This window comes from Nocardioides sp. YIM 152315 (assembly GCF_029210375.1).
Lineage (GTDB): Bacteria > Actinomycetota > Actinomycetes > Propionibacteriales > Nocardioidaceae > Nocardioides.
Genome location: NZ_JARGER010000038.1, coordinates 385875 through 396556 on the forward strand (window position 1 = coordinate 385875; position 10682 = coordinate 396556).

The following is a 10682-nucleotide window of genomic DNA, read 5'->3' on the forward strand; positions in this document are numbered from 1 at the left end:
GCTTCGTCGGCCATCCTGCGCGGCCGCTGCGAGTCTGACAAATGAGTTGAGTCGGTTCAACTCAACTTTGCTCACTGGTCGGAACGCAGTCCGGCCCCGGCCCATTCCCCGGTCAGCCGACGAACTTCGCCACGATCGACTCCCGCACCAGGTCCGGCACGTCCCCGCGCGGGATCCACCGTGCCTCGTCGGTCGTCCCCGCCACCTCCGCCGTCAGCTCGCCGCCGACCACGACCGCCTCGTAGACCACCCGCACGTTCTTCTGCCAGCGGCCGCCGTTGCCGGCGAAGCGCCGCTCCGGGGCGATCAGCACGGTGTCGACGCCGAGCAAGCGGCCGAGCTCGACGTCGTACCCGCTCTCCTCGCGCACCTCCCGCACTACGCCCTCCTCGGGCGTCTCGTCGCGCTCCACGCCACCGCCGGGGAGCGTCCACCGGGGCTCGTCGGGCTCGTTCCAGAGCGCGAGCAGCACGCGGTCGTCGCGGACGACGACGGCGTACGCGCCGAGGCGGGTGTCGTACTCGGTGAAGTCGGGACCTGGCTCCATGCGGCCCATCCTCGCGCACGGGCGCACACCTCCCCTCGTGGGAGGTCAGGCGTCGAGCGCGCGGCCCCACTGCTCCAGGAGGTCGGCGAGCCGCGCCCGCTCCCGCTCGTCGAGCGCGCCCACCAGCCGGTGCTCGTTGGCCATGTGCGCCGTGAAGGCCTCGTCGATCAGCGCGCGCCCGGCGTCGGTCAGCGCCACGACCCGGCCGCGCGCGTCGTCGTCGCTGACGCGCCGGGTGACCCAGCCCTGCTCGACGCAGCGGTCGACGCGCTTGGTGACCGCACCCGACGACACCATCGTCTGGGCGGCGAGCTCGCCGGGCGTCAGCTCGTACGGCGCGCCCGCGCGGCGCAGCGTCGCGAGCACGTCGAACTCTCCCTCGCCGAGGCCGTAGCGTCCGTAGACCGCCACCAGCTCCTCGGTCAGGCGCGCGGCCAGCCGGTGCAGGCGACCGATGACGCCCTGCGGCGAGGCGTCGAGGTCGGGCCGCGCCGCCGCCCACTGGGCCATGATCCGGCCGACGTGGTCGGTCCCGGGCTGGGTCACGGAGTCAGGCCTCGAGGCTGCTGTCCAGCCGGCGCAGGCGCTCGATGTCGGAGGAGTGCTGGTCGCGGATCACGACGACGGGGCACGCGGCGTGCCGGACGCACTGGTCGGTCACCGAGCCGAGCGCGAGGCCCTTGAACCCGCCCAGGCCGCGGGCGCCGACCACGAGCAGTTCGGCGTCGTGCGACGCCGCGATCAGGCCGTTGGCGGGTGCGCCGCGGAAGCCCTCGAAGGAGACGTCGACGCCGACCGCGGAGTCGGCGACGACCCGGGCGCAGGCACGCTCGAGGTCGGCGACCACGGCGGCCTCGAACTCCTCGATGGGCGGGATGTAGCCGCCGGTCATCGAAGCGGGCCGCGGCGCCGTCGACATCGTCCAGCCCCGGACGACCCGGACGACGGCGTCGAAGCGGGCGGCGTAGTCGATCGCCCAGGCCAGGGCCAGGTCGCTGGTGGTCGAGCCGTCGTGGCCGACGATGACGGTGCGCTCGGCTGCCATGACCGGAATATATCTCACCCGGAAACTATTATCTCTTCCGTGGAAACTACTGCGCTCGCCCCTGGGTCCTCCGTCCGCCGGGGCGGCACCCTCGGTCTGGCCGCGCTCGCTCCGATCGCGTGGGGCTCCGGCTACTACGTGACCGAGACCTTCCTCCCCCCGGACCGCCCGCTGTTCGGCGCGACGGTCCGGGCGCTGCCGTTCGGGCTGCTCCTGCTGGCGTTCCGGCCGCGGCTCCCCTCCGGCGCGTGGTGGTGGCGCAGCCTGCTGCTCGGCACGCTCAACATCGGCGCCTTCTTCGCGCTGATCTTCGTCGCGGCCTACCGCCTGCCCGGCGGCACGGCCGCGACCCTGACCGCGACCGCGCCGCTGGTGGTGATGCTCGTCGCCTGGGGGCTGGTCGGGGAGCGCCCACGCGCCGCCTCGCTCCTCGGGGGCGCCGTGGGCGCGGTCGGGGTCGCGCTGCTGGTGCTGCGCGCCGACTTCGCCGTCGACCCGATCGGCGTCGCGGCCTCCTTCGGCGCCGTCGCCCTGTCGTCGGTGGGCTTCGTCCTGGTCAAGCGCTGGGAGCCCCCGGTCGACCTCCTGACGTTCACCGCCTGGCAGCTCGTCGCGGGCGGCCTGGTGCTGCTGCCCGTCGCACTCCTCGTCGAAGGGACGCCGCCGGCCCTCGACCTCCCCGCCGTCGGCGGCTTCCTCTACCTCGGCCTGGCCGGCACGGTGATGGCCTATGTCGTGTGGTTCCGCGGCCTGCGCCTGCTGCCGGCGGCGGCCGTGTCCCTGGTCGGCCTGCTCAACCCGGTCGCCGGCACCGTGATCGGCGTCGCCCTCGCGGGCGAGGCGTTCGGCGGCGCCCAGGCGCTCGGCCTGCTGCTGGTGCTCACGGGCATCCTGGCCGGACAGCCGGCCGTCGTCGACCGCCTGCGCCGGCGTACGCCGGTGTCAGCCGGAGACGGTGATCCGGACCTCGGCCGACTTGAGGTCGGAGTCGGAGTCGACGACGCGGAAGCGGTTCACGCCGGGCAGGCTGGCCTGCACCGGGATCTGGAACTGCTCGCCGGTCACCGAGCCCGTGGCCGGGAAGTCCACCCAGGAGCCGTTCTCGAAGCGCTGCACGGTGAGGATCGCGCCTTCACCGCGCGGGTAGACGCCGGTGAGCAGGAACTGCTCCATCGGCGACACCTCCGTCACCGACGCCGCGAGGCTGATCTCCCGCTTCGGCTTCTCGCTCTTCGTCGGCTCGTCGGACGGGGTCTCGCTCGCTGACGGCGACTCCCCGCCCGGCGCGAGCGTGATCTGCGGGTCGTTCTCGGCGGTCGTCTCCACCGGGGTCGGCAGATACATCGTCGCCTCGCCACCACCGGTCGAGTCCGAGGAGTCCTCGCCGATGCCGAGGACGCTGGTGCCGGCGATCACGACGACACCTAGCACGAGACCGACGACGAGGCCCACACCCACGAGCGCCACGAGTCCGGCGGCGATCGGGTGGCGCTCGTCGGGGCGCTCGGGTTGCTGCTCGGGCATGCCTCCCATTGTCCGGGACGTCGCAAGCCCGAGTCCGACGGGGATTCCTAGACTCCCCGCTTCCAGACGATCTCCTCGTGCAGCTTGCGGCTCCGCCAGCCGTCCGGGGTGCGGACCAGGGAGTGATGGTAGAGCCCGCCGAACTCGACGACCCTGGTCTCGCCCCGGCCGCCCTCCCCGTCGGGTGCCGCGAGCGGCATCGGGTTGTGGAAGTACGCCGTCGCGAGCGCCTCGTCGCCGCCGACCCGGCCGCCGGGGAAGGTGATCGCGACCTGCGCCAGCGAGTGCATCCGCTGCGGGAAGAACGCAGGCAGCACCTCCGCCAGCCACGCCTTCACGGCCGGGTAGGTGTCGGCGATGCCGCCGGACTCGGTGTAGTCGATCTCGGCGTAGGGGGTGAAGACCGTGTCGAGCAGGTCCCACTCGCCGGTGTCGATGCCGCGGGTGTAGCGGACGAGCACGTCCTCGATCTCGAGGCGGTCGCTGATCTGCTGGAGGTCCACGCTCGAACTCTGGCACAGAATTGGAACACGTTCTAGTATCTCGGGAAGGCTCGAGACCGGAAGGCAACCGATGCGATTCAGCTACGCCGAGGCGATGACCCAGGCGACGTACTACGCGCCCCTGGCGCAGGCCGCCGAGGCCGCCGGCTACACCAGCATGACCGTCGCCGACAGCGTGATCTACCCGAAGGACTCCGACTCGACCTACCCCTACACCGACACCGGGGACCGCGAGTTCCTCGACGGCAAGGAGTTCATCGAGACGATGGTGCTGTGCGCCCACCTCTTCGCGCACACGACCACGCTGCGGCTCACGCCGTTCGTGCTCAAGCTGCCGATCCGCCCGCCGGTGCTGGTCGCCAAGCAGGCGTCGTCACTGGCCTTCCTCTCCGGCAACCGCCTCGGCCTCGGCGTCGGCATCTCGCCGTGGCCCGAGGACTTCGCCGCCATGGGCGTCGACTGGGCGAGGCGCGGCAAGCGGATGGACGAGTGCATGGACATCCTGCGCGGGCTGACGACCGGCGACTACTTCGACTACCACGGCGACTTCTACGACGTGGACGCGCTGAAGCAGTGCCCCTACGCCACCGAGAAGGTCCCGCTGCTGGTCGGCGGGCACGCCGACGCCGCGCTCCGGCGCGCCGTACGCAAGGGCGACGGCTGGATGCACGCGGGCGGCGACGGCGAGGAGCTCGACCGGCTGCTCACCCGGCTCGCCGAGATCCGCGCGGAGGAGGGCGACACCCGTGACGACTTCGAGGTGCACGTGATCTCCTACGACGCCTACACCGTCGACGGCATCAAGCGACTCGAGGACAAGGGAGTCACCGACTGCATCGTCGGCTTCCGGATGCCCTACATCACGGGCCCCGACACCGAGCCGCTCGAGACCAAGGTCAAGCACCTCGAGCAGTACGCCGAGCAGATCATCTCCAAGGTCAACCGATGAGACCGGCCACGCGACAGGGCCGAGTCGGCGTACGGACCTTGACACCGAGGGGTTTGGAGCAATGAGCAGCGCAAGCCTCGGACTGACCCAGGTCCTCCAGGACGCGATCGCGGAGGCCGAGGAGCTCGTCGCCAACGCGCCGTTCATCAGGACCGAGCAGGACCGGCTGGAGGGCTACGACTACCTCGCCGGGCGCATCCGGATGGCCCTGCAGATGGCCTTCGACCACGACCTCGACCGGCCCCTCTTCATCAACCCCACCCACCAGTTCTCCCGGCAGGGCCTGGACAACCCCGACGCGATCTACTTCAACGCCTACCTCAAGGAGGGCGCCGAGTACGTCGTCCGCGGTCGACGCGGCACGTCGGCGGACCTGTCCTTCCAGGTGATGGGCGGCAGCTACTCGGCCGACTCGGCGGCGAGCTCGATGCTGGCCTTCGACGACCGCGAGCTCGACCTCGCGCCCGACGGGACCTTCGAGTTCCGCTACGTCGCCGAGCCCGGCGCGAAGACCATGATCGTGCGCGAGGTCTTCAACGACTGGGACACCGAGGAGCGCGGGACGCTCACCATCGAGCGCGTCGACACCCTCGGCCGGCCCGCGGAGGCGCTGCGCCGGGAGCGGCTGGCCCAGCGCTACGAGGTGGCCGCGAAGAGCCTGGTCGGGTCGATCCGGACGTGGTTCGCGTTCCCGCACTTCTTCCAGTACAAGGAGCCGCCCAACATCCCGAGCGCGCCGCGGTCGACGCCCGGCGGACTGTCGTCGCAGCGGTCGTCGATCGGTCACTACTCGCTCGCGGAGGACGAGGCGCTCGTCATCACGGTCCCCGAGTGCACCGACTGCTCCTACCAGGCAATCCAGATCGGCTCGGACTGGTACGCCTCGACCGACTACGAGACCCACCAGACCTCGCTCACCAAGGCGCAGGCGCGCGTCGACCCGGACGGGCGGATGCGGTTCGTGATCTCGGAGACGCCGCCGGGCGGCACCCCGATCGCCAACTGGCTCGAGACCACCGGCCACCGCACCGGTGCGCTCATGCTGCGCTGGCAGCGCCTCGAGCGCGACCTCGGCCCCGAGGACGGTCCGGACGCCGAGGTGATGCCGCTCGCCGACGTACCGTCTCGGGTCCCGCACTTCACGCCCCTCACCACCGAGGAGTACGCCGCGCGGATCACCGCCCGGCAGCGCTCCGTTGCCCGAAGGATGCTGAGCTGATGACCGACCTCGGCTACGCCCAGGCCCACGACACGTCCATCGAGGACCGGTACCAGCCGGTCCCGCTGCTCCAGGACAAGGTGATCGTCCTGTCCGGCGTCGGGCCCGGCCTCGGCCGGGCGCTCGGCGAGGAGGCGGCCCGGCTGGGCGCCGACCTCGTGCTCGCCAGCCGCACCGAGTCGCGCCTGGAGAAGATGGCGGCCGTCGTGGAGTCCCACGGCCGGCGCGCGGTCGTCGTGCCCACGGACATCACCGACGAGACGTCGCGTGCGGCGCTGGTCGAGAGGTCCCTGGAGGCGTTCGGGCGGGTCGACTGCCTGCTCAACAATGCGTTCGCGATCCCGCCGATGGACCCGATCACCCAGATTGCGCCCGAGGATCTCGCGCGGGCCAACGAGACCAACGTCTTCGCGCCGCTGCGGCTCTCGGCGCTCTTCGCCGACGCGCTCTCGGCGTCGAAGGGCTCGATCATCATGCTCAACTCCTGCGTGTCCTTCTCCTCGCAGCCCGAGTACGCCGGCTACAAGCTGTCCAAGGGCGCCCTCGAGCACCTCGCCTCCTCGCTCGCCACCGAGCTCGGGCCACGCGGGATCCGCGTCAACAGCGTCGCGCCGTCGTACATCTACGAGGACGTCAACCGCGGCTACTTCGACTTCCTGGCGGCGGTCGAGGGCACGACGCACGAGGAGGTGTACGCCGCGAAGGCCGCGCCCACCGACCTGAAGCGGCTGGCCTCGGCCCAGGAGGTCGCCCGGGCCACGCTCTTCCTCGCCAGCGACCTGGCCTCCGCCGTCACCGGCCAGATGCTCACCGTCGACTGCGGCGAGTTCCACGACTGATGACCGGGTGAGATCGATGAGCGACAACATCATGACCCGGGAGCGCCCGGACGTCGGCAGCTACGAGGACATCGTGGCGGCCGCGGTCCGCACGACCGGCATGGACGACTTCGGGGACGGCGCCCACGAGGAGGGCCTCCGGGTCCTGGTCGACGACCTCGCCTCCGCCGAGGCCGGGCTGACCCCGCGCGGCAACTACTTCCAGCGGTCGGAGGTCAAGAGCGCGCTGGTCGGCGTGCTGCTGACGCAGGCGCAGTTCGCGGCGCACCCCGAGCACCGCGACGTGCGCGTCGAGCGGCCGGTCTTCCTGACGGGCCTGCCCCGCACCGGCACGACCGCGCTGCACCGGCTCCTGCACGCCGACCCGATGGCGCAGGGGCTCGAGATGTGGCTGACGCAGTACCCCCAGCCCCGGCCCGCGCGCGAGACCTGGGAGTCCGACCCGATCTTCGCCGCCATGCAGCAGGGCTTCTCGGCGCACCACGTCGAATCCCCCGACTTCATGGGGATCCACTACATGGACGCCACGACTGTCGAGGAGTGCTGGCGGCTGCTGCGGCAGACCGGCAAGTCCAACTCCTACGAGTCGCTGGCCCACGTCCCCCGCTACACCGCCTGGCTGCAGGACCAGGACTGGACCGACGCCTACGCGCGGCACAGGCAGAACCTCCAGCTGGTCGGGCTCAACGACCCCGAGAAGCGCTGGGTGTTGAAGAACCCCTCGCACATGACCGCGCTCGACGCCCTGATGGCCGTCTATCCCGACGCGCTCGTCGTCTACACGCACCGCGACCCGGTCACCTGCCTCGCCTCGTCCTGCTCGCTCTCGGCCGAGACGACTGCGGGGCACAGCACGACGTACGTCGGGCGCACGATCGGCGAGACCCAGCTCGACCTGTGGTCGCGGGCCTATCACGCGTTCCACGACGCCAGGCCGCGCTATGACCAGTCGCAGTTCGTCGACGTTGCCTTCTCCGACCTGCGCGCCGACCCGATCGGGGTAGCGCGCGGCGTCTACGAGTCGTTCGGCCTCGAGTGGACCCCGGAGGTGGAGGCGGCGGTCGGCGAGATCGACCGGGAGGCTCGGCGGGGCAAGGCCGCGCCGTCCCACGCCTACCGGCTCGAGGACTACGGGCTGACCGAGACCGAGGTCCGCGCGGCGTTCGATCGAGGTTGAGCCGGGCGCTCCGGTGCCGTCGCCACCAGACGGTGCTCCCGCGGGCTCACGCCGTACTCCCGCTTGAAGGCGGTGCTGAGCGCGAACGGCGTGGAGTAGCCGACCTGACGGGCGACGCTGGCGACGGTGACCGACGGGTCGCGCAGCAGGTCGGCGGCCAGGGCTAGGCGCCAGCCGGTGAGGAACGTCATCGGCGGCTCGCCGACGACCTCGGTGAACCGGCGGGCGAACGCCGCCCGCGAGACACCGCCCGCGGCCGCCAGGGAGGCGACGGTCCACGGGTGATCGGGGTGGTGCTGGAGCAGGCGCAGGGCGGGGCCGACGACGGGATCGGACTGCCCGACGTACCAGGCGGGCGGCGAGGCCTCGGGGCGGGAGAACCACGCCCGCAGCACCGCGATCAGCAGCAGGTCGAGCAGCCGGTCGAGCACGGCGTCCTGGCCGGGCGCGTCCTTGACGATCTCGTCGGCCAGCAGCGGCACGAGCGGCGAGCCGAGCTCCTCCTCGGTCAGCACGACGAAGCGGGGCAGCGCGCGCAGCAGCCGCCGGCTCACCTCGCCCTCGAGCGCGTAGGCGCCGGTCAGCATCACGGTCGAGCCGGTGGCGCTGTTGCCCCAGCTGCGCACGCCCTGGTGCATCTCCTCCGCGAGGGGGCGACCGTCGGGCGTCGTGCAGTGCTGGCCGGGGTGGATGATCGCCTCGACGGGCGTGCCCGGTGAGTCGGCGATCGTCCAGTGGTCGGTGCCGACGGTGACGACCACGTCGCCCGGACCCAGCCGGAAGGGCGGGCCGGCGTCGGGCACCGCCCACACCTCCCCGTCGACGACCGCCGTCACGGCGAGCGGCGACTCGTCCTCGAGCCGCACCGACCACGGCGGCTCCATCAGGCACCGCAGCAGGAACGCGCCGCGCGCACGTGGGCCGTCGAGCAGGGCCGCCAGTCCATCCATGAGCGGAGCATAGAACTGGACGATCGCGTATGGAAGAGCGCCGTACGACGATGGATCGTCTCGCTCTTCTGCGGTGTGCTGAGGTCATGACCGAACTCCTGGACCAGCTCCGCAACCCGATCCTGCTCGCGGCGACGCTCGCCACCGGCCTCCAGGCCGGCACCTACTACACGTGGGCGAGCGGGGTGATGCCAGGACTCGCGAAGGTCGACGACCGCGCGTTCGTCGCGTCGATGAACCACATCAACGTCGCGATCGTGAACCCCGTCTTCATGCTCACCTTCCTCGGCGCACCCGCCCTCGCGGCGGTGGCGGTCGCGGCGAGCCCGTCCGGCGCCCGGGGCTGGGCGATCGCCGGGCTGGCGCTCGCCCTCGGCACCGTCGCGATCACGGCCGTCGGCAACATCCCGCTGAACGACGCGCTGGCGGACGGCGGCTCGCGGGCCGACTTCGAGACCGCGTGGGTGCGGTGGAACGTCGCGCGCGCGGTCACCTCGACCGCGTCGCTGGCCTGCCTCGCCTGGGCCTCGCTACGTGCCTAGCCACTCGCGCAGGTGGACGAACGTGTCCGGCCCGGCGTCCTCGAGGACGCCCTCGCCCAGGTCGGCGATCGTGACGGCCCCGAGCGAATCGCGCCAGGCCCGCTCGGCGGCGTGCATCGCGCGCGCCACCCCGCAGGCACGGCGACAGGCGGCGGGCGAGGCGGGGAGCGGCCCGTTCTGCCGGATCTCCGTGCACCGGAACGCCGGCTCGCGCCCCTCGATCGCGAGGACGACGTCGAGCACGCTGATCTCCCCGGCGGGTCGAGTGAGCACGTACCCGCCGATCCGCCCCTCCGTCGACGTGACGAGCCCGGCACGCGAGAGGTGCTGCAGGTGCTTCGCGAGGTACGTGCGCGAGATGCCGTGGAACTCGGCGAGCCGCTGCGCGGGCACCGGGCCGTCGGCCTGGCTGAGGACCACGCAGCAGTGGACGGCCCACTCGACACCGCCGGACATCTTCACGCCGGCCATCCTACGCGAATACATGGATGACAACTATCCGCGTTCGTGGTCTAATCGCGGATAACACCTATCCGCGTTCAGGAGGAGACACCATGAAGATCGCCGTCGCCGGCGCCACCGGCCGCATCGGCTCCCAGCTCACCGCGCTCGCCCGCCGGGAGGGACACGAGGTCGTCGAGCTCGCACGCGAGACCGGCTTCGACCTGCTCGCTCCCGCCGGCCTCGAGGAGGCGCTCGCCGGAGCCGAGGCGGTCGTCGACGTGACGGCCTGTCCGCTCGACCAGGCGGGAGACTTCTTCCCGGCCGTCGCGCGCAACGTCGGCGCGGCCGCGACCACCGCCGGCGTACGCCGCAGCGTCGTGCTCTCGATCGTCGGCGTCGACCGGGCGCCCGACTACGACTACTACGTCGCGAAGCTCGCGCAGGAGCAGGCCTACCGCGAGTCCGCGCCGGGCGTGGTGGTGCTGCGCGCGACGCAGTTCCTGGAGTTCGCCGCCCAGATGATGGAGTGGAACACCCAGGACGGCGTCACGCAGATCATCGACGTCCCCACCCAGCCGGTCGCGACGTCGGAGATCGTGCGGCTGCTGCTCGACCTCGCCACCGGCGCCGTCGAGGGCGACGTCGAGCTCGCCGGACCGAAGGTCGAGAGCCTCGCCGACCAGGTGCGTCGCCTCGTCGCGAAGACCGGCGCGGACGTCCGCGTCGAGACGGTCGACGCGCCCCCGAGCCTGGCCGGCGGCGCGATGCTGCCGGGGCCCGGCGCGCTGCTGCGCGGCCCGGCGTGGGAGGAGTGGCTCGCCGGGCAGTGACGATCGCCGGGGCGCCTTCCTCAACCACCGGAGGTCGGTGGTCGAGGAGGTTGCGCAGCAACCCTGGCGGTGGTTTCGAGCTGGGTGGCGGCTTCGCTCGCCGATGCGTGGGG

The 10682-nt window shown here is 71.9% G+C and carries 13 protein-coding genes; 7 read left to right on the forward strand and 6 right to left on the reverse strand.

Annotated features, from left to right (window positions below):
* Window positions 1–112: 112 nt before the first annotated feature.
* From PZ894_RS16345 to PZ894_RS16355, 3 genes are read right to left on the reverse strand one after another with little or no spacing between them, the layout of a single operon-like run.
* On the reverse strand, window positions 113–547 hold the full coding sequence (locus PZ894_RS16345) for an NUDIX domain-containing protein (RefSeq protein WP_275746393.1): 435 nt from the start codon (window positions 545–547) through the stop codon (window positions 113–115).
* A 45-nt stretch (window positions 548–592) separates the two neighbouring features.
* Window positions 593–1093, reverse strand: coding sequence for a MarR family transcriptional regulator (locus PZ894_RS16350; RefSeq protein WP_275746394.1), 501 nt, complete (start codon window positions 1091–1093; stop codon window positions 593–595).
* Window positions 1094–1097: 4 nt separating this feature from the next.
* Complete coding sequence (locus PZ894_RS16355; protein ID WP_275746396.1) at window positions 1098–1592, reverse strand: universal stress protein; 495 nt, start codon at window positions 1590–1592, stop codon at window positions 1098–1100.
* A 39-nt stretch (window positions 1593–1631) separates the two neighbouring features.
* On the opposite strand from PZ894_RS16355, the gene PZ894_RS16360 reads away from it, so the two are divergent.
* Window positions 1632–2858, forward strand: coding sequence for an EamA family transporter (locus tag PZ894_RS16360; RefSeq protein ID WP_275746397.1), 1227 nt, complete (start codon window positions 1632–1634; stop codon window positions 2856–2858).
* Window positions 2859–3163: 305 nt separating this feature from the next.
* On the opposite strand, the gene PZ894_RS16365 is transcribed toward PZ894_RS16360, so the two are convergent.
* Window positions 3164–3619 carry a nuclear transport factor 2 family protein gene (locus tag PZ894_RS16365; protein WP_275746398.1) on the reverse strand — a complete coding sequence of 152 codons (456 nt, stop codon included), beginning with the start codon at window positions 3617–3619 and terminating at the stop codon, window positions 3164–3166.
* A 70-nt stretch (window positions 3620–3689) separates the two neighbouring features.
* Between PZ894_RS16365 and PZ894_RS16370 the strand changes: the two genes are divergently transcribed.
* From PZ894_RS16370 to PZ894_RS16385, 4 genes are all read left to right on the forward strand, one after another.
* The gene (locus PZ894_RS16370; protein WP_275746400.1) at window positions 3690–4568 is read left to right on the forward strand and encodes a TIGR03619 family F420-dependent LLM class oxidoreductase; all 879 of its coding nucleotides are present in this window, start codon (window positions 3690–3692) and stop codon (window positions 4566–4568) included.
* A gap of 61 nt (window positions 4569–4629) precedes the next feature.
* A complete protein-coding gene (locus PZ894_RS16375) occupies window positions 4630–5787 on the forward strand; it encodes a hypothetical protein (protein ID WP_275746402.1) in 1158 nt (385 codons plus the stop codon).
* Window positions 5787–6626 carry an SDR family oxidoreductase gene (locus tag PZ894_RS16380; protein ID WP_275746403.1) on the forward strand — a complete coding sequence of 280 codons (840 nt, stop codon included), beginning with the start codon at window positions 5787–5789 and terminating at the stop codon, window positions 6624–6626. Before PZ894_RS16375 ends, PZ894_RS16380 begins: the two co-directional genes overlap by 1 nt.
* Window positions 6627–6642: 16 nt before the next feature.
* Complete coding sequence (locus PZ894_RS16385; RefSeq protein ID WP_275746405.1) at window positions 6643–7803, forward strand: sulfotransferase; 1161 nt, start codon at window positions 6643–6645, stop codon at window positions 7801–7803.
* Here the strand turns inward: PZ894_RS16385 and PZ894_RS16390 are convergent.
* Window positions 7755–8753, reverse strand: coding sequence for an AraC family transcriptional regulator (locus PZ894_RS16390; RefSeq protein WP_275746406.1), 999 nt, complete (start codon window positions 8751–8753; stop codon window positions 7755–7757). The genes PZ894_RS16385 and PZ894_RS16390 overlap by 49 nt on opposite strands.
* Before the next feature lie 86 nt (window positions 8754–8839).
* Between PZ894_RS16390 and PZ894_RS16395 the strand changes: the two genes are divergently transcribed.
* Window positions 8840–9295, forward strand: coding sequence for an anthrone oxygenase family protein (locus tag PZ894_RS16395; protein WP_275746407.1), 456 nt, complete (start codon window positions 8840–8842; stop codon window positions 9293–9295).
* On the opposite strand, the gene PZ894_RS16400 is transcribed toward PZ894_RS16395, so the two are convergent.
* On the reverse strand, window positions 9284–9751 hold the full coding sequence (locus PZ894_RS16400; RefSeq protein ID WP_275746427.1) for an Rrf2 family transcriptional regulator: 468 nt from the start codon (window positions 9749–9751) through the stop codon (window positions 9284–9286). The two genes, PZ894_RS16395 and PZ894_RS16400, sit on opposite strands and share 12 nt — an antisense overlap.
* Before the next feature lie 98 nt (window positions 9752–9849).
* On the opposite strand from PZ894_RS16400, the gene PZ894_RS16405 reads away from it, so the two are divergent.
* Window positions 9850–10569 carry an NAD(P)H-binding protein gene (locus tag PZ894_RS16405; protein WP_275746409.1) on the forward strand — a complete coding sequence of 240 codons (720 nt, stop codon included), beginning with the start codon at window positions 9850–9852 and terminating at the stop codon, window positions 10567–10569.
* The last annotated feature ends 113 nt before the right edge of the window (window positions 10570–10682 follow it).

Bases quoted from the DNA above. Each gene is read 5' to 3' on its own strand.
- PZ894_RS16370 (WP_275746400.1), top strand. From the start codon at position 3,690: ATGCGATTCAGCTACGCCGAGGCGATGACCCAGGCGACGTACTACGCG.
- PZ894_RS16385 (WP_275746405.1), top strand. From the start codon at position 6,643: ATGAGCGACAACATCATGACCCGGGAGCGCCCGGACGTCGGCAGCTAC.
- PZ894_RS16375 (WP_275746402.1), top strand. From the start codon at position 4,630: ATGAGCAGCGCAAGCCTCGGACTGACCCAGGTCCTCCAGGACGCGATC.
- PZ894_RS16380 (WP_275746403.1), top strand. From the start codon at position 5,787: ATGACCGACCTCGGCTACGCCCAGGCCCACGACACGTCCATCGAGGAC.
- PZ894_RS16355 (WP_275746396.1), bottom strand. From the start codon at position 1,592: ATGGCAGCCGAGCGCACCGTCATCGTCGGCCACGACGGCTCGACCACC.
- PZ894_RS16395 (WP_275746407.1), top strand. From the start codon at position 8,840: ATGACCGAACTCCTGGACCAGCTCCGCAACCCGATCCTGCTCGCGGCG.
- PZ894_RS16400 (WP_275746427.1), bottom strand. From the start codon at position 9,751: ATGTCCGGCGGTGTCGAGTGGGCCGTCCACTGCTGCGTGGTCCTCAGC.
- PZ894_RS16390 (WP_275746406.1), bottom strand. From the start codon at position 8,753: ATGGATGGACTGGCGGCCCTGCTCGACGGCCCACGTGCGCGCGGCGCG.
- PZ894_RS16345 (WP_275746393.1), bottom strand. From the start codon at position 547: ATGGAGCCAGGTCCCGACTTCACCGAGTACGACACCCGCCTCGGCGCG.
- PZ894_RS16405 (WP_275746409.1), top strand. From the start codon at position 9,850: ATGAAGATCGCCGTCGCCGGCGCCACCGGCCGCATCGGCTCCCAGCTC.